The organism is Pedobacter superstes (assembly GCF_037622515.1).
Lineage (GTDB): Bacteria > Bacteroidota > Bacteroidia > Sphingobacteriales > Sphingobacteriaceae > Paradesertivirga > Paradesertivirga superstes.
Genome location: NZ_JBBJCN010000004.1, coordinates 1 through 18718, shown reverse-complemented (window position 1 = coordinate 18718; position 18718 = coordinate 1). Strand labels below are relative to the sequence as shown.

Sequence of the window (18718 nt, the reverse complement as noted above, 5' to 3'; positions counted from 1 at the left end):
CATTTACACTCTTGTACACAAGAAGGCAAGAAAGAAGCGGCGGAAACCGGCTATGCTACCGAAGAAAACCTTGTAGGAAAGTGGGGGTTAAGCAGAGAATCAATGAAGGAAGCCAGACCAAATAATATAAGCAAATTTGAACTGAGGTCTGACTCATCTGCAATTATATCTTTTGTGAACTCAACAAGCCAGCGCGAAATAACAGGGACGTGGTCTCAGAATATCGATAAAGAAATGGGGAATCATAACAGAGTTGAGTTTACCTCTGATGTCGTAATTAAGTTTATGGCAAATGATGCCATGGAAATTATGGCATTTGTATTAAAGTTTAATAAAGGAAGAGTTACTTTAAACGGAACTGACATGGTATATGAGAAGCAGAATTGATTTTTTTGGTACCAGTTTAAAAGTAGCCATAGATTCCGTTGAAGCTTATATTTGCTACTGTAAATGCAGATGCTCTGGTTTCGACCTTAAATGCTCCAGGTCCAAAGTATAATCTCTTATGTCTTCTATATTATGATCCAGCAACCATTGCTTGAATAATTTCGGATCTTCGACCTCGTGATGTACGATATCGTTGTTCAATAGTTTGATAGTGAAAATCTGACCGGCGGCAAGAAATTTTGAAAGCTGATCCGATGAATACTCGAATCCTGGATATTTGGTACTACTACACATGGGATGGTATCGTTCTATTGATTAATTAAGCGTGAACCTATAATCAGAGTCAAGAATATCAGCTGGAATTAAACTTCTAATCTCATCCTCAGTGGGGATCGTTGTAGTTTTAAGTATTGCTCTAAGCAGTTTATCTTTTTGAAAATCAAGTTCGACTGACCAAACCGGCCTTCCAAGATATCTCTCAAGTGTGAGATGAAATTTAGAAAATGGCATTATTGGATTATTTTGTAATAACTGGAACCGTACGATTTGTTGGTCTGTCCAGTTCTCCCAAATCCTACTATTAAGGATAGCTTGCGCCTGTAATTTAGAAAATTGTTTCATCAGATAGCATAAATTTGTAACTCATCGATTGGTAAACACCGGGAAGTGTAAACCCAAATCTCAATAAATCTACTATTTGGAAATCAGTGTAAAAAATCTATTACACGAAATGGTCAGTTGCCGTGACGAAATGGCCAGTTTCCGTGATGAACGATATTTTGATTTTTTAGAGAATAGTTAAATCCCTCCTAAAAAACCACCTCTGGCATAAACGAAATAATACAATATCGGTAGCGGATAATCGCTGGAATTATTAAAGAATCAGAAAAGCGAAATGTATGGGTTGGTGCAATAAAAAATGACACCGTTAGACTAAAAAGATGCGGAAAGATTGGCCCCCGACATCTCCTTCAGGAGTTAAAATGTGTTGGTCCGATATAGGTATCACTAAGAAATATTATCCTGCCAATTGCTTTCATACCAACTAATTTTTAAGTAAATTTAATTTGTCACTTTTAAAACGCTCTATTATGATTGGTCAAGAAAGTACTCCAACAGTAAATTCAGATTACGAACAGAAATGGCTTGACGGGTTGAACAGCGGCAATGTTTCTGTGGCAGACGAAATATTCCAGCCTGATTGTGTTATTCACATTAATGGTAATCCACAACGGGACCTTACATTAGAGAATTTCAAGCAAATGGTGAACGGTCTCCTGGCGGCGTTCCCGGATCTCCATTTTACTATCAATGATCAATTTGCGTCCGACCAGAAAGTTAGTACAAGATGGACCGCCAAAGGAACAAATACAGGATCTTTCGGTGAAATGCCAGCCACAGGCAGGACAGTGGAAATTGAAGGGTTGATTATTGATCATGTAGTAAATGGGAAAGTAGCAAAGCGTTGGGAACTATGGGATCAGATGGCTATGATGCAGCAACTTGGCTTCGTTTAAACGGAAACGCATCTATTTGATGAATTCTTCGCTTTTCAATTGAACTCGATATCTTAACCGAACGACAGGATTCTATTTTCAAAAAACAGGAATATTCCTCTGTTTGCCAAAACCATGATATCACCATATTTTGATTCTAGCCTTACCCATTCCTATTTTTTGAGAAAAGGACCGATTTGTTTTATCCATAAGAAACATTTTGTTTTGGAATAATTCATTTCCTTCGAAAATTCTAATAGCTTTTACTATATTTATAGTAAGCCTCTGAAAATTTTGGCTTTATTCTTTCCATACCGATAATAAATTGTGTCTAAATTCAGGAATTTCTTCACGAGTCAGTTCGTTTTTATCCGATTTTTTATGAAAATAAAATTCCTGATGTTTGACTTGGCTGTTTGATAATATTCTTGTTTTTACCCCGGCTGTTGCCTGATTTATCTTTTTTTATTAATCATCAGATAATGAGAAAAAAAACGGCACTGTTTTAAAATATTTTAACACAATTATCAAAAAGATAAGAAAAAATATGATTTTCGTCATATTTTTGATGGTTATTAAGATGTTTTTAGCTAAATGATATGATCAGGGCTGTATTGTTATTGAACAGAAAAGCACTAATGAATGCAACGGTGATATCACTTATCACAATTGCTCTGGTGTTTTATGGTTCCAGGGAGCTTCAGAACTTTGATGCCGCCTTAATTGCGTATTTATTCGGTACTGTTTTTGCCTTTTTTGGTGTAGTTTACAGATATTCGGTGTGGTTACAAAGACCGCCAACCCGCATGTATTTCCGCAGAGGAAGGGAGCTGATCTTTAGCAGACGCTTTTTTTCACATCTGTTTTTTTTAACGAAGGATACTGTTGAAAATATTGCATTTCAAAAATTTATCTACAAACGCGGCCGCGATCGCTGGATTGGTCACTTCCTTATGGCGTTCGGCAGTACACTGGCCTTCGCAATAACATTTCCTTTAACTTTTGGCTGGATACATTTTACGCTGAAAGCCGGATCAAGCCTGAATCCCGATAGCATCCGCTTATATGAGGCACATTTTTTCGGCTTCAAAATGATGGAGTTTGAACTGGGCTCAGTAATGGCATTCCTAGTGTTTCACGCACTAAACTGGTCATCCTGGATGGTAATAATAGGGGTAGTGATATTTATGCGCCGCCGCTTAACAAAACCGGGACTAATTGCTACCCAGTCGTTCGAGGGAGATCTTTTGCCACTTATTCTGCTCTTTGCTATCGCCGGCACCGGCCTGGGCTTAACGTATAGTTACGAGTTTATGAAAGGTTTTGCTTACGATTTTATGGCTGTAACACATGCCATCACTGTAATCATGTTTCTTATCTGGATTCCCTTCGGCAAGTTCTTCCACATTATACAAAAGCCTGCACAATTAATGGCCCATGTTTATAAAAGAGAAGGTCAGGCACGTGGTATGGCTGTTTGTCCGCATACGGGCGAGGAGTTTGCTACGCAAATGCATATTGATGATTTAAAACAGGTAACCAAAGAACTAGGCTTTGATTTTTCGCTGCCCGACGGAAGTTCCCATCTCGATTTAAGTCCTGAAGGAAAACGTTCAAGGTTTGCAATGGCGCATTTAAAAGCCCGCGAGGAAGGTGGCGGCAGGCTTTTCGGTTAATTTTTTATAATACCAAACAAGATTTTTATGGCAAAACTTCCCGTTTCGGCAGAGGAACTTATAGAAAAATTCGGCCCAACTTTAAATTATCCGCCTAAAGAAGGATTCGCAGGGCGTGATGAACCAGACAAAGAAGTTAAAACACATTGCTGTTTCTGCGGCATGCAATGCGGTATGAAGCTGCTGGTTAAAGATAACACGGTGGTGGGATTTGAACCCTGGATGGAGTTCCCGTTCAACGAAGGCCGTTTGTGCCCGAAGGGCGTTGAGCGCTATCTGCAGAATAATCATCCCGACAGGCTGGTGTATCCTTTACGGCGTGCACAAGGTAATGGGTTTAGGCGTATGGACTGGGATGATGCCCTGACGCATACCGTCTCTGAAATTAAGCGTATCCAGGAAAAATATGGAAACAATGCTTTTGGAATGCTTTCCGGTGTTTCTTTAAGCAACGAGAAAAGTTACCTGGTTGGAAAATTTGCCCGTGTTGCTTTAAAAACAGCAAACCTGGATTATAATGGTCGCTTATGCATGGTAAGTGCCGGTGCCGGAAATAAAAAGGCTTTCGGGCTCGACCGTATCTCCAACAGTTTTGAAGACCTCGAGCGTGCGGAAGTTATTATTGTTACAGGCGCTAATATCAGCGAAACGTTCCCTACGCTTACACACTGGATCTGGAGGGCGAGAGATTATGGCGCTAAGCTGATTGTGATAGATCCGCGTATGATTCCGCTTGCCAGAACTGCCGATTTACATTTGCCGGTAAAACCCGGAACAGACTCCGCCTTACTGGGCGCCATGCTGAAGTATCTGGCCGATCATGACATGCTTGATCATGACTTTATTAATAATCATACGAGTGGTTTTGAGGAGGCTCTGGATATAGTTAAAGATTATACGCTGGAGTGGGCCGAAGAAATAACAGGAATCGAAAAAGAAAAGATTGAAACTGCCGCCAAATGGTGGGGACAGGCAAAAACCAGTTTCTTACTGCATGCCCGTGGTATTGAACACCATACCAAAGGGGTAGACAATGTGGTAGCCTGTATTAACCTGGTACTTGCAACCGGCCGTATTGGTAAACCTTATTGTGGTTACGGGACTATTACCGGACAAGGAAACGGGCAGGGAGGAAGGGAGCACGGCCACAAATGTGACCAGCTTCCGGGAAACCGTGATATTGAAAATCCGGAACACCGAAAATATATTTCGGCGGTTTGGGGTATCGATGAAAAAGATATGCCGGGCAAAGGGCATACAGCCTACGAGTTGATTGAAGCTATCCACAGGGGCGAGGTAAAAGGACTTATTTCCCTTTGTTTCAACCCATTGGTGTCGCTGCCAAATAACAATTTCGTTCGCGAAGCTTTTGAGAAACTTGAGTTCTACATGTGTATCGATTTCTTTATGAATGAAACTTCCCGTCACGCGGATATTATTTTGCCGGGATCTCTACATGAAGAAGAAGAGGGAACCGTTACTTCGGCAGAAGGAAGGGTAATCCGTATCAGAAAAGCGGTAGATTGTCCCGGTGAGGCCCGTCCGGATACAGAAATTCTGCTGGATATTGCCAACAGGTTAGGCTATGGTGACAAGTTCAATTACAAAACCAGTGAAGACATCTTTAATGAACTGCGGGTGGCCTCAAAAGGTGGTACCGCAGACTATTATGGAATCACATACCAAAAAATAGAGGACAATATGGGCGTTTTCTGGCCTTGTCCGTCATTAGATCACCCGGGAACAAAGCGACTTTGGGAAGACCGGAAGTTCCATACAAATGATGGTAAAGCACACTTTAACGCTGTAAAATACCGCGATCCGGGAGAAGTTACCGACGAAGAATATCCGATAATATTGACTACAGGACGTGTGGTTTCGCAATACCTGAGCGGAACGCAAACCCGTCGTATCGGTAAGCTGGTAGATAATTTCCCCGAACCAAAAATAGAAATGCACCCCGACCTTGCAGCTAAATACGGTATTCGTAATAACGAACTGGTGAGGTTAAGCACCCGTCGTGGCTCTGAAGTGTTTCCTGCACATGTTGTAGAAACCATTCGTAAGGATACCATTTTCCTGCCTTATCACTGGCCGGGTAAAAAATCGGCAAATCAGTTTACTACACCCCTTTTAGATCCTGTTTCCAAGATTCCGGAATTTAAGGTTTGTGCCTGTAAAATAGAAGGAACCGGCGAGTTTGCCACACCTTCAAAAGAGTCAAAAGCATTTCAAAGCAGTTAATCCTATCCATTAAAAAGATACTATGCCAGTTACTAATTATATACAAAACCAGGAGTTTTTCATAGACATGCAGCGTTGCATTGGCTGTAAAGCTTGTGAAATGGCTTGTGCCGAATGCGAAACCAATGGTCAGGAATCTATGATCCACGTAAATTATGTGGATCGTGCAACTACAGTGCAAACTACCGTGCAGGTATGTATGCATTGCGAGGAACCGGCCTGTGCGAGTGTTTGTCCGGCAGATGCAATTACTAAAGATGAATTTGGTGTTGTTCATACAGCCAATACATCACGCTGCATTGGTTGTTCCAACTGCGTTATGGCCTGTCCGTTCGGCGTTCCTAAAAAGAACGAAGAGTACGACCTGATGATGAAGTGCACCATGTGCTACGACCGTACCAGTGCCGGTAAAAAACCAATGTGTGCTACTGTTTGTCCTACGCAGGCTCTGTATTACGGTACCCGTGAAGAAATGGCCCGTATGCGCCCAAACAGTTCGCCGGTAAGCAACTTCATTTTCGGAAACGAGAAAGTGAATACCAAAGTAAATATCATGATGCCGAAAGGTACCACCGAGTTTGTAGTTTATTAAGATATGGCTTCGAAGAATAAGGATAACCACTGGAAAGAAGATTTTCCGATTGATCAAATGGAATCAAGTATGGTTTCCCGTCGCGATTTTGCAAAATTTTTATGTCTCGTTTCCGGAGGGCTTGCTGCCGGCACCGGAGCTGTTGCGGTAAAGGCTAATTTCTTTCCTGAAGAAAAAATTGAAGGCGAGCATTTTGTATGTAAGAAAAGCGAGATTCCGGTAGGTGGAACCCGTTCTTTTGTGATCAGCGGAAGCACAATTCCCTATGTTTTGATTCATTTGGAAGATGGACAGCTACGAGCTTACGAACAAAAATGCACCCACTTATCCTGCGCCGTTTTTTACAAGCCTGGCACCGGGAAAATAGAATGCCCATGTCATAACGGATGGTTTAACGCACTGACCGGTGAGGTACTTGCAGGGCCTCCGCCACGTTCGCTTCCACGTTTGGACGTTCTTGAAAAGCCAGACGGTATTTATGTAAAGCAATTTGTAGAACCTAAGCAGAAAGATAGGGCATAGTTATATGAGTACATTTAGAGAGGCTCAGAACCAGGCCCATCCCAATAAAATCGGCACCTTATTGCTGGCATTGATCATTGTGATGATATTTAATGTAGCCATACAGATCTGGCTGCTGTATACGGCGTTGAATAATGCTCTTGCGGACCATAAAGATATCGCCTTCCCGGCTTTTGTCGCTTCCTTGTTCCTGTTCCTGATAGGGTTTTTCTGGTTGTATTATTTACCGGGGGGAGTTAAGAAGCATACCGTTAAAGAATTTTATACTACTCGATACAACTAAAGGCATCTGTAAAGAAAAAGAACTAGTGATGATCGCAGAAGCAACACCCACATTTAAATCGCATAAAATTCTGGCTTTAAGCACCTTCGGTTTTCTGATGTGCTTTTCGGCCTGGATGATTAACGGAGTATTGGTTACTTACCTTACCGATAATGGAATTTTTCAGTGGAATATGATGCAGATAGGGTGGCTCATGGGAATTCCGGTCTTAACCGGAGCTGTATGCCGCTTGCCAATGGGTATTTTAACAGACAGGTTCGGCGGAAAATGGGTATTTGGCACACTTGCTATTCTTTGTTCTATTCCTATGTTTTTGCTGTCGAAGGCAGATTCTTATTCTGACTTTTTAATACTTAGCTTTTTCTTCGGCCTTGCAGGCTCTAGCTTTGCGGTTGGTGTCGGCTTCACTTCGGTATGGTATCCAAAAAACTGGCAGGGGAGGGCATTAGGTATTTTCGGCATGGGTTCTGCCGGAGCTTCGATAACTACATTGGTTGGGCCAAGCTTGTTAAACAGCCTTACAGATAACGGAACAAACCCCGAAGGCTGGAGAAGTCTGCCCGTAATTTATTCGGTAGTCCTTTTAAACGTAGGTTTATCGTTCTTTATATTCGCGGAGAACAAGAAGCCCGCAGCAAGCAACAAATCAATAGGGCAGCTATTATCGCCTTTAAAAGAAATCAGGGTTTGGAGGTTCGGATTATATTATTTCCTTTTGTTTGGCTGTTTTGTAACCTTCTCCCAATGGCTGGTTCCCTACTTTGTAAACGTATATCATTGCAGCCTTGTCGAAGCCGGACTGTATGCTTCCTGCTTCAGTTTACCGGCAGGTGTATTCCGTATTCTCGGGGGAGTTTTGTCGGATAAATATGGAGCAAGGAAGGTGATGTATGGCGTTTTAAGTACCACTATCATTCTAAGCTTTTTGCTTTTAGTTCCTCAGATGGAAATAACCTCCCCAGGTTCGGGTATTATGGCTACCAAAGGAGGTGTTGTTACTGAAGTAAGTGCCACACAGATTAAAGTAGATGGCAAAAGCTATCCCATTGTTCAGCGAAGTAAAAAATTTTCCGACGTAGATAACCAGGTATTGTTATTACCCGCTAAAGAATCATGGCACGAGGTGAGGGTTAAGCCGGGCGATAAGATTTCAAAGAAACAATTGCTCGCCCAAGGCACAACCAAGATATATTTCCAGGCAAACAAGTGGATTTTCATTATACTGGTATTGCTTACAGGTGTGTGCTGGGGAATCGGCACAGCTGCGGTATTCAAGCATATACCCGATTATTTTCCTACACAAATCGGGCTTGTTGGAGGTATGGTAGGCTTAATAGGAGGGCTGGGCGGTTTCATCGGGCCGATTTTATTTGGCTACCTTCTTAACTTCACCGGGCTCTGGACAAGTTCCTGGATGTTCATTTGTGGCCTTGCTATCTTTAGTATCACATGGATGCATATGGTAATCACAAAAATGATGTCAAAACGAACTCCTGACTTAACCGGCAAATTTGAGCGTCCGCCTTTAGTGAAAGTTGTTCAGGCTAAAAAGAAAACAGGACTGCTTCGTTAAGTTTGGAGAGGAAGTGCGGTCAGATACTCTTGGTAAGGTTATGCCTCAATGGTAACATAACGACTCCGATCTGTATCAAGAGAGGAACTCTTGGAACCATTATAACCTCCGAAAAGCTTAATCTCCGTCGATCCGGAAATGCTTGCCACCAAATTTAAATAAGTTGTAGTTTAAGTTTAGGGAAATAACCATTGTTTGCTGTTTGTTACGGCTATCAATAATGGTGTTCCTGCTACCATACACGAAATATTTTTCCCTTTGCGAGTAGGTCACTGCCTCTAATATTCATGCTTAGGACTCTTTCTTTAAATAAAATTTTCTCCAGGCCTGCGTTAATGATAAGTGGATTTGAGTTTGTCAGGGCATAACCATAGCTGGCCCTTTCTGACATTATAAAATTTACAAAATAGGATCTCTTAATTGTTAACCGGATAGACAAGTTTAAATTAATACCACTAATATTCCGGGTAGACTGTACAGCGGCCGCATGGCTGTTATTGGTGTTGTAGCCGACCGAAGAATTCGCGGCAACCTTTTCAGCTTCAGGGTACTATCCAGTTGTGTCGCCCCAAAAGGCCGGTTCACCGATCCGGCCAATACAGATGGCCTGATATCAAAGAAAGCTATATAGGAGCTCGCATTTACTGTTGTTTTATCAGGTCTTAGGGCCTGTAAAGCTGCCTGATCGTTTCCATCGGGAGAAACATTTTTTCGCTGTCCTTTAAGGATAGAAAACCGTATTTTCTGTAAAAGCTAACTGCTTTTTCATCAATCGGATCTACAATTACCGCCAGCGTTCCAAGTTGTGTGGAGAGCCTCAGACACCTATCTAAGGCATCCATCAGAAGTAGTTCCCCATATCTTTTGCCCTTGTGCTGTTCGTCTACCGCAAGCCTTCCTAGCAGGACTGCCGGCAGGTCTCTGTAGCTCCGGGGTAGCCTCAGTTTTTTAAGCAGGTCATCAGGCAAGCCTTCCTGCGGTAAAGCATTACCAGACAAAGTATAGTAAGCGATCACCTTATCTGCCGCATCTGCAAGTACGTAGCAGGCAGAGAGATCTTTCCGAACATCCTGTGAAGCCTGCTTTTTTATGTATTCATCTAAAAGTGGGGTATTACTATTGAAACGTCCCCGATTATGTTGTTTTTGCAAGATTATTATTTCCACATCACTGGTTTTCCTTAAATTTTAAGTAATTTAAATGAGCGTTCTTAAGGGCATCATTAGGAGCCGGTGGATTTAATATCGCTTCTAAAAATGTTTTTTTATCCTCAATCGTATGCAGTATCGTGCTGCTGTCTTTTATTATTTTGCTGGCCTGGGCCTGGATGTGAAAAACTATAAATTCAGAAAGACTCTTAAATCCGCTCAGTTCAGATGCGTACTTAATTAACTCTTTCTGTTCCTTGCTAATGCGAACATCAATTCTATCGTTAATTACTGCTGCCATTTTATTTATCTTTTCTTCTGTTATCTTTTTACTGTTCCGTTTCTGAGATTCCTATTTTAATTACACTTCGCTTTATCGCTGAATTATCTTTAAAATCTTCTTAATCTGTATGTTTTCGATTCCTCGTGGAAACCGATTTCAATTTGTATTTCTATTTTTCTCTAATTTTTCCATTTAGCCGATAGTGGTCATATCTGAATGACCTTATCCGCATTAGTGAAATCAAATGTACGTAAAGTTACCGTACAAAACAAGCTTGTTTTAAATAATTTGAACGATGAAAGCAGCTTTCAGATTCATTACGCATTATTGTTAAGCGACTCATCAAAATGACATCCTTATTTGATAAGTTTTTGGAACCATGTATTTTTTCATTACTATTGTCAATCATACAATTATTAACCAAATACTAGCCATTTCCCTTAATTAATTGAAATTAAGTATTTTAAATATTAACAATTCGATATTTAAAGTACTCTATAACTCAAATTTGATGACAACACCTAGAAATACTTTCCTGATCACAAAGGGCTGGTTAAGCCTTGGCCTTTGTTTAACCCTGTCAATTGCAACGAATGCCCAGCCGCTTGTCAGTGCTATACCATCAGTCCAGGTTCAAGATGTCAATGATGAAAAATTCACAGCCTATCTTTTCACTTATTTTACTGGTAATGGAGGTCGGGAGGAAGAAATACGCTTTGCGATAAGTAACGACGGTTATAACTTCAGGGCACTAAATGGCAACAAGCCCGTCATTAACAGTTCGGCAATCAGTTCTTCGGGAGGAGTGAGGGACCCTCATATACTACGGGGAGCCGATGGAAAAACATTTTATATGGTAGCTACTGATATGGTGGCGGCTAAGGGCTGGGATTCGAACCGGGCGATGGTGCTGATGAAATCTACAGACCTGCTCAACTGGACATCAAGTGTTGTTAATATACAGAAAAAATATCCCGGTAATGAGAACCTGAAACGTGTTTGGGCGCCGCAAACCATTTATGATGCCAAAGCAGAAAAATATATGGTTTATTTTTCTCTGAAGCACGGTAGCGATCCAGACAAAATTTATTATGCCTATGCCAACGCAGATTTCACCGATCTTGAAACGGAGCCAAAGCAACTTTTTTTCAGTCCTACAAACTCAGCCTGCATAGATGGCGATATTATTTTAAAAGATGGCATATATCACCTGTTTTTTAAGGGTGAAAGCGGAGCTCCGGGCATTAAAATCGCAGTTTCTGATAAATTAACCGAAGGCTATGTTTTACGGGACGAACGGGTTCAGCAGACAAAAGATCCGGTGGAAGGTGCTGGCGTATTTAAGCTAAACAATGGAGAAGGTTATATCCTGATGTATGATGTATATATGCACGGAAAATATCAGTTTACTAAAAGTACAGACCTCAAAACCTTTAAAGTTATTGATAATGAGGTAAGCATGAATTTCCATCCCCGCCATGGAACTATTATTCCAATAACTGCAAAAGAAGCAGAATCATTAGTAAGCAAATGGATGCCGGCTGATGAAATTATATTATCTGTCAAGGCTAAAGGGCTAAAGCCAATAAACGTTTCTTTAGATACTGTAACAAACACACTATCTCTGCTGGTTAAACCAGGTACTAGCTTGAAAGAATTTAAACCCGGGTTTTTAGTGTTTCCAGGGGTAAAGATCAGTACGCAATCCACAATTAATTTTGCATCCGGGCCGGTGAAATATACAGTTGAAATACAGGGAAAGAAACCAGAAAACTATGAACTTATCGCAAAAGAATACCATAATCCTGTTTTAGAAGGATATTATGCCGATCCTGATATCTTGTATTCTGAAAAAACAGGTAGGTTTTACATCTATCCAACAAGCGATGGCTTTAACAATTGGAGCGGCACTTACTTCAAAACCTTTTCATCACCTGATCTTGTAAACTGGAAAGACGAAGGCGTAATTCTTGATCTGGCAAAAGATGTTAGCTGGGCGAAAAAGAACGCCTGGGCACCCTGTATTATTGAAAAGAAAATCAATGGTAAGTACAAATATTTTTATTATTTCACAGCCGCACAAAAAATTGGCGTAGCAGTAGCCGATAACCCTACAGGCCCATTTGTCGATTCAGGAAAGCCGATTATTAATCAATATCCGGAAGGAGTAACGAGGGGCCAGCAAATAGACCCCGATGTGTTTATCGATCCTAAAACAGGTAAAAGTTATTTGTATTGGGGAAATACCTATATGGCCGGGGCAGAATTAAGTGACGATATGGTCTCGTTAAAACCTGGTTCCACTAAAATTTTAACGCCCGATAATACTTTCAGGGAAGGTACTTCTGTGTTTTTCAGAAACGGAAAGTATTATTTTATGTGGTCTGAAGATGATACCAGGAGTGTAAAATACAAAGTTCGATACGGAACAGCGGCTAGTCCTCTGGATAAGATTGAGATTCCTGAAAATAATACTGTTATCGAAACATATAAAGAATCCGGAATTTATGCTACAGGGCACAACTCCGTGCTACAGATACCTGGAAAAGATGAATGGTACATTGTATATCACCGTTTTAATTATCCAAAAGGAATTACAATGGGTGATGCTGCCGGCTTTAATCGCGAAGTATGCATTGACAAGATAGTATTCAATAAAGACGGGAGCATCAAACAGATATTCCCAACCCACGAGGGTATTAAGGCAGTAAGTATTAAAAAAAACAGTAAATAGGTTCACCTATACAATTCAATTTTTTTTTCTCAAATACGATGAATTATTTAAAGTTTATGACAAAAAGGTACTTTTTGGTTTTATGTTTCCTTGCCAGCTTTAGTTCTGGGTATTCGCAATCTACAAGCAACTTTCATAAATGGGCACCAACGCCCCCTATGGGCTGGAACAGCTGGGATTGTTTCGGACCAACGGTAACAGAATTTGAAGTAAAAGAAAATGCCGATTACATGGCAAAACACCTGAAGTCTTATGGCTGGAATTATGTTATTGTGGATATCAGGTGGTATATAGGAAATGATAAAGCACATGGGTATAATGAAACAAACCCTGATTACGTGCTGGATGAATACGGTCGATTTTTGCCGGCTGTAAATCGCTTTCCTTCTGCGGCAGGAGGAAAAGGATTTAAACCGCTGGCTGATTACCTTCATGCTAAAGGGTTAAAGTTTGGCATCCATATCATGCGTGGAATACCTGTAATCGCTGTAAAACAGAATTTACCAATAAAAGGAACAAATGTTACTGCCCGCGATATTTATTCGGAAAAGGACCAGTGCCGATGGTTGAGGGATATGTACACCATTGTTCCGGGGAAGAAGGGAGCACAGGAGTATTATAATTCATTGTTTGAATTGTATGCATCCTGGGGACTTGATTTTGTCAAAGTAGACGATTTATCGTCTCCTATTTATTTTACGGAAGAGGTGGAAATGATAAGAAAGGCAATAGACAGAACTGGTCGTAAAATTCTATTGAGCACCTCTCCTGGAGAAACCCCGATCGCTTCTGCAGGCCATGTGCAGAACAATGCCAATATGTGGCGGACAGTTGGAGATTTTTGGGATAGCTGGCAACAATTAAAAGAGCATTTTTCAGTATTTGAGCGTTGGAATAAGTGGCGCAGTTTTGGGGCCTATCCCGACGGAGATATGCTGCCGCTTGGTCGGATTGGGATCCGTGCAGAGAGAGGAAATCCAAGAATGACCAATTTTACTAAAGATGAGCAATATACGTTAATGACCCTTTGGAGTATTTTTAAGTCTCCTTTAATGTTTGGTGGTAACCTCCCTGATAATGATCCGTTCACACTTTCTTTGCTTACCAACAAACGGGTCCTCAGCGTTTTAAATGGAAGTATCAACAATAAACCTGTTTTCAGAGATGAGGAAAAAGCTGCATGGATAGCAGATGAACCCAAAACTGGCGCTAAATATTTAGCAGTATTTAATATCGCAGATCAGAAAACGGCGATTGAAGAAAAAGCTGTTTGGAATAGCGGGATAATTAACCGGGAAACAAAGGGACATAGAAAGGACTTAGATTTAAATATCTCAGGTGCCAGGAAATTATATTTGGTTGTTACAGATGCAGGGGATAATACAGACTGGGATCATGCCGACTGGATTGCACCTACTTTATATAATGGGAAAGACTCCCTGTTATTAACAAAGCTAAAATGGGTGAAGGCTTCGTCCGGCTGGGGAAAAGCACATATCAATAAAGCAGTTTCAGGCAGTAGTCTGATTGTTAGTGGAAGGGAATTCGAGAATGGCATAGGCGTTCATTCAAATTCTATTATTGAATTCGATATCCCGGAAGGATATACCCGCTTTAAATCGCAGATAGGTTTAGATAATGCCGGTGCGGTTCAGAATATCGGTGCTACCGTTAAATTTCTGGTTTATACTCAGAACCCATCAGGTGAGGTACCTCCGGAAAGCGCTAAGATTGAAGTAAATTTAAAAGAGCTTGGCCTTACATCATCTTATACAATAACTGATTTATGGTCAGGAAAAGTACTTGGGAGATACACGGGGAAATTTGCACCTGTAATTAACAAACATGGTGCAGGTTTATACAAAATCAGCAAACTTTAACTTATCAGAGGCGCCGTTCTTAGGATTTATTAAAGACTGAGACCCAGGCATTATATGTAATGGTAAGGATGCTGCATGACCCATTTCTTCCTTTGTGCTGGAACGTTTATCCGAACGGCCAGGATTTTGTTTCAATTAAATAGTTTTGTTTCATCTTGTTCAACAAAGTTGAATTACTTAAGTTTGAAGCTTATAAATTTTAATAAAAACCTTGGAAAATGAAATTGTAGGCCCTAGAGAAAGTGTAACAGGTTCTTTAGAGGTGGGTGATCGAATCAAAATTTTGCGTATTAGTCAAAAAAGAACTTTGCAGGAAGTGGCTGATAGTTGCGGCCTTTCTAAAAGTATGATTTCAAAAATTGAAAATAACAAAACCATACCTTCAGTTGCGACACTTGTTAAAATAGCAAAAACTCTGGGTACAAATATTTCAAATTTATTTGAACATGATGGATGGGCGAAAGCTATAGTGACTACAAGAAAAGAAGCTGAGGATAAATTGGTTTTTACTGAAAAAGGGTATTCAATTTTTCCATATGCCTCCGAGTTTCACGAAAAGAAGATGCAGCCTTTCTTATTTGTGGCTAAAAAAGGCGAAGTTATACCTCATCAGCTTTCGCATGAAGGAGAAGAATTTATTTTTATTGTGGAAGGGACATTGAAAATGCAGGTAGCCGACATAGAATATATCCTGAAAAGCGGTGACAGTTTATACTTCAATTCATTGCAGAAACATGGAATAATTCCAGTTTCAGATAAGGTAGTTTACATAGACATTTTTGTTTAAAACCAGATTTGATTAACGGATTTGTTAATTATAGACCAAAAGATAAAAATCAGGTTGCTTTCCGGGACATTCCCGAGGAGTTTCTACCGGCATAAAAGCAACAACCCAAAAGCGACTGTTTGATGGTAATGGCCTCATCAGAAAATATCGTAAAGTCTTCTATTAAAGAAAAACCCCCAATATCCGGATGGAAAATTGAGGGTTTTATCATTTAATCCGAACTGTTTCAAATTTTGATTGACGGACATTTGCAAAATCTACTTTTGAGCACAAGACCCTTATCTGGATTATTCATGTATCATCCGTAAGGTTTGTACGCCAGATTTAGTGGTCAGACGCAGAATGTAAATACCCGCAGGGGTACTGTTCCCATCTATATTAACTTCAATCCTGCTGTTAGCTTTAGCCCTGCCACCTGCCAAGGATTTTATCAATGAACCTTTCATATCGTAAATATCCATTTTGTAATCTTCATCCTGGGGGACTGAGAACGCTATCGTAGCATTTTCTTTGTATGGATTAGGATAGCTGGTAAGGTTTGCTTTTGGGATTACAAATATCTGCATTTCATCAGTCTGTTTGATCATTGACATTTTGCTTGTGCCAGCAATTAAAGTTGAAGCTGATCCTCCATTTCCTGACACACTTAATACACCGCTAAACAAAGAACCCAGGTTGGTTTGGGTACCGTTCCAATTATTTGAATACCAGATACCTCCTTTACTTCTGTAAATAGTAACTGCTACCTGATCTGCTGATCCAAGCTGCGACGTGGCACCGGTGGCATGCGCATCATAGATTTTCAATTGGAACGTCAGGTTGCCCTCAATACTTTCTTCAACACCATTTACGATTTCAGCAATATTACCCTTACTTGTAAATTCTGCCTTCGGACTAGTGACGGCAAGTACGGATATGGCTGTACTTTTTACTTTATATGTCCGGAGAATCGTGCCTGTATTACCATCACGATCATTATAACTTCTGATGATCAGTTCCACATTTCCCTGAGGATTTTTCAAACTCTTGTTGTATTGGACATAGAAACTTATATCAGATCGTCTGTCTGATGCGCCTTGCACAAAACCGGAGGATGAAGTTTGTGGTAATTTGGCTCCTCCCGCAATAATTCCACCCGGGGTGGGCACAGCAATAGTTAACAGCGCATCATATTGAGCAGTGGTCAATGCATTGTAATTACCGGATATACGAACTGCAATAGTCAGAGTAGTTGCTGAGGCACTGCCCAGGTTGTACTGAACATTGGTTGCCGCAGAACCCACAGACAGATCAGATGGATTAATTAAATCTACAGGAAGATTTTGAGCTCCTGTAATGGGGGTGAGGGTTAAGCCATTTTTAATAAAGAAAGAAACTTTGGCAGTTCTGATATCTCCGGTAAAGTTCTCGCTGTTCTTTATGGTAGCGGCGAGCGTCAGCGTCGCTGTTTTATTCGTTGAACTTGCAGTCCAGTAAAACTCAGACCCGGTGTAATACGCATCTGCCATCGGGTTAGCGGTTTGCGGCATAATAGTCAAAATAGTTGTGCCGCTTGCATCGTTGTAGTTTGTACCACCAGTGAATGTCCAGGTGCTGGATCCTCCCGGCACATTTGTATAAGCTGAGCCAAGGTAAAGATTACTACTTAAATCTTCATCATTCACACCTCTTGCTGTTCCGCTTGCCGTGTGAGGCTGACCATCATAGGTCCCGTTATAAGGAATAACTGTAATTGTGGCATTTGCTTTTATAATGGTAAGTACAGCTGATGTATTTGTCAGCGTATAGTTTGACAGCTTATTATTGGGATCATTTAAGGAAGCATTTATTGGATAGCCAGCGGCCGCAACCTCACTTGCTTGAGTAGCTGAAGTATTATAGGAGGGGGTAATAGCATCTGAACTAACGACTCCAGTCAATATTCCTGTTAGTACAGGGTTCGCCTGACCGTAAACTTTGGTTTTTGGATGAGCCGTTATCGTAATAGCTCTTTTATTGATAATCACTGTAGCGCTGGCACTACTGCCGGTGTGGTTGGCATCACCCATGTAAGTGGCTGTAACACTATAAGAGCCAACAAGGATTGGTGCTGTGGCGCTGGCAGTATAGGTGGTTGCACCAGTTCCCACGTTACTGTAAATAATATTGTTACTTGTGTTCAAACCACCTGCACCAGTTGCGATAGCAGCAGCGGCATGTTCACTACCATTGTACGTTGCTAGAATATCACTCATGTTTACTACGGAGGGGGCTTTACTAATGACGAGATTGCCTGTGGCATTATCAGCCTGGTAGTTTTGATTGTTCAGAGAAGCTATCACTGCATACGAACTGGCATTGACAGGAGCGGTTGTTGAACCGTCGTAAGAAATACTAACACCGGCTAATCCGGCAGGAGTAGTTGTGGCGGAAGCTGATCTTGCAGTTCCATCGTAGGTTTGAGATAAGTTAGCCAGAACCATTGAAGCAGCCGCTTTGCCGATCACCAGATTACCTGTGGCATTATCAGCCTGGTAATTATTATTAGTCAGCGAAGCAACCACAGCGTATGTACCGGCATTGGTTGGAGCCGTTGCTGAACCGGCATACGAAATACTAACACCACTTAATCCGGCAGGAGTTGTTGCTGCAGTTGCCGATTTTGCAGACCCATTATAGGTGTGAGACAAGCTAGCCAGAACAATTGAAGCAGAAGCTTTAGCCAATATAAGTGTTCCAATTGCATTATCAGCCTGGTAGTTATCATTCGTCAGCGAAGCAACTACAGCATATGAACCAGCATTGGATGGAGCCGTAGAAGAACCATCATAAGTAATGCTAATTCCGGTTAATCCAGCTGGATTAGTAGTCGCCGTAGCGGATCTAGCAGTACCATCATAAGTTTGGCTTAAACTCGCTAAAGATAGGCTTGCAGTCGCTTTTCCGATCACCAGGTTACCTGTGGCATCATCGGCTGCGTAATTAGCGTTGCTAAGAGAAGCGACCACTGCATAGGAACCAGCATTGGTTGGAGCAGTAGGCGAACCATCGTAGGTAAAGCTAATTCCTGTTAAACCGGCAGGAGTAGTAGTCGCAGTTGCTGATCTTGCAGTACCATCATAAGTTTGGCTTAA

General features: G+C 41.1%; 16 protein-coding genes. 12 read left to right on the top strand and 4 right to left on the bottom strand.

From position 1 onward, the window contains the following. Nucleotides 1-102 precede the first annotated feature (102 nt). On the top strand, nt 103-387 hold the full coding sequence (locus tag WG906_RS12260) for a hypothetical protein (protein ID WP_339992946.1): 285 nt from the start codon (nt 103-105) through the stop codon (nt 385-387). Between the two features lie 54 nt (nt 388-441). Here WG906_RS12260 and WG906_RS12255 read toward each other — a convergent pair whose 3' ends face one another. Next, nucleotides 442-681 (bottom strand): hypothetical protein, encoded by a 240-nt coding sequence (locus tag WG906_RS12255; protein ID WP_339992945.1) that lies wholly within the window; start codon nt 679-681, stop codon nt 442-444. A 797-nt stretch (nt 682-1478) separates the two neighbouring features. Between WG906_RS12255 and WG906_RS12250 the strand changes: the two genes are divergently transcribed. The 8 genes from WG906_RS12250 (at nt 1479) to WG906_RS12215 (ending at nt 9404) form a co-directional block, all read left to right on the top strand. Beyond that, nucleotides 1479-1904 (top strand): ester cyclase, encoded by a 426-nt coding sequence (locus WG906_RS12250; protein ID WP_339992944.1) that lies wholly within the window; start codon nt 1479-1481, stop codon nt 1902-1904. 578 nt (nt 1905-2482) lie between these two features. Further along, entirely contained in the window at nt 2483-3559 is a 1077-nt protein-coding gene (locus tag WG906_RS12245) for an MFS transporter (protein WP_339992943.1), read from the top strand. A gap of 27 nt (nt 3560-3586) precedes the next feature. Further along, complete coding sequence (locus tag WG906_RS12240; protein WP_339992941.1) at nt 3587-5803, top strand: molybdopterin oxidoreductase family protein; 2217 nt, start codon at nt 3587-3589, stop codon at nt 5801-5803. A gap of 22 nt (nt 5804-5825) precedes the next feature. Then, nucleotides 5826-6395, top strand: coding sequence for a 4Fe-4S dicluster domain-containing protein (locus WG906_RS12235; protein WP_339992940.1), 570 nt, complete (start codon nt 5826-5828; stop codon nt 6393-6395). 3 nt (nt 6396-6398) lie between these two features. Beyond that, on the top strand, nt 6399-6917 hold the full coding sequence (locus WG906_RS12230; protein ID WP_339992939.1) for a Rieske (2Fe-2S) protein: 519 nt from the start codon (nt 6399-6401) through the stop codon (nt 6915-6917). A 4-nt stretch (nt 6918-6921) separates the two neighbouring features. Beyond that, nucleotides 6922-7200 (top strand): DUF6755 family protein, encoded by a 279-nt coding sequence (locus WG906_RS12225; RefSeq protein WP_339992938.1) that lies wholly within the window; start codon nt 6922-6924, stop codon nt 7198-7200. Nucleotides 7201-7228: 28 nt separating this feature from the next. Further along, complete coding sequence (locus WG906_RS12220; RefSeq protein WP_339992937.1) at nt 7229-8773, top strand: MFS transporter; 1545 nt, start codon at nt 7229-7231, stop codon at nt 8771-8773. 487 nt (nt 8774-9260) lie between these two features. After that, nucleotides 9261-9404 carry a hypothetical protein gene (locus WG906_RS12215; RefSeq protein WP_339992935.1) on the top strand — a complete coding sequence of 48 codons (144 nt, stop codon included), beginning with the start codon at nt 9261-9263 and terminating at the stop codon, nt 9402-9404. Between the two features lie 31 nt (nt 9405-9435). On the opposite strand, the gene WG906_RS12210 is transcribed toward WG906_RS12215, so the two are convergent. Further along, nucleotides 9436-9939 carry a GNAT family N-acetyltransferase gene (locus tag WG906_RS12210; RefSeq protein WP_339992934.1) on the bottom strand — a complete coding sequence of 168 codons (504 nt, stop codon included), beginning with the start codon at nt 9937-9939 and terminating at the stop codon, nt 9436-9438. Nucleotide 9940: 1 nt separating this feature from the next. Then, nucleotides 9941-10222 (bottom strand): type II toxin-antitoxin system TacA family antitoxin, encoded by a 282-nt coding sequence (locus WG906_RS12205; RefSeq protein WP_339992933.1) that lies wholly within the window; start codon nt 10220-10222, stop codon nt 9941-9943. Between the two features lie 493 nt (nt 10223-10715). Here WG906_RS12205 and WG906_RS12200 point away from each other — a divergent pair, with 493 nt between their 5' ends. The 3 genes from WG906_RS12200 (at nt 10716) to WG906_RS12190 (ending at nt 15605) form a co-directional block, all read left to right on the top strand. Further along, nucleotides 10716-12938 (top strand): glycoside hydrolase family 43 protein, encoded by a 2223-nt coding sequence (locus WG906_RS12200; RefSeq protein ID WP_339992932.1) that lies wholly within the window; start codon nt 10716-10718, stop codon nt 12936-12938. A gap of 56 nt (nt 12939-12994) precedes the next feature. Beyond that, nucleotides 12995-14818 carry an NPCBM/NEW2 domain-containing protein gene (locus WG906_RS12195; RefSeq protein ID WP_339992931.1) on the top strand — a complete coding sequence of 608 codons (1824 nt, stop codon included), beginning with the start codon at nt 12995-12997 and terminating at the stop codon, nt 14816-14818. A 211-nt stretch (nt 14819-15029) separates the two neighbouring features. Beyond that, the gene (locus WG906_RS12190) at nt 15030-15605 is read left to right on the top strand and encodes a helix-turn-helix domain-containing protein (protein ID WP_339992930.1); all 576 of its coding nucleotides are present in this window, start codon (nt 15030-15032) and stop codon (nt 15603-15605) included. Between the two features lie 287 nt (nt 15606-15892). On the opposite strand, the gene WG906_RS12185 is transcribed toward WG906_RS12190, so the two are convergent. Beyond that, nucleotides 15893-18718 (bottom strand): MBG domain-containing protein (locus tag WG906_RS12185; RefSeq protein WP_339992928.1); only part of this gene is annotated, 2826 nt, incomplete at its 5' end.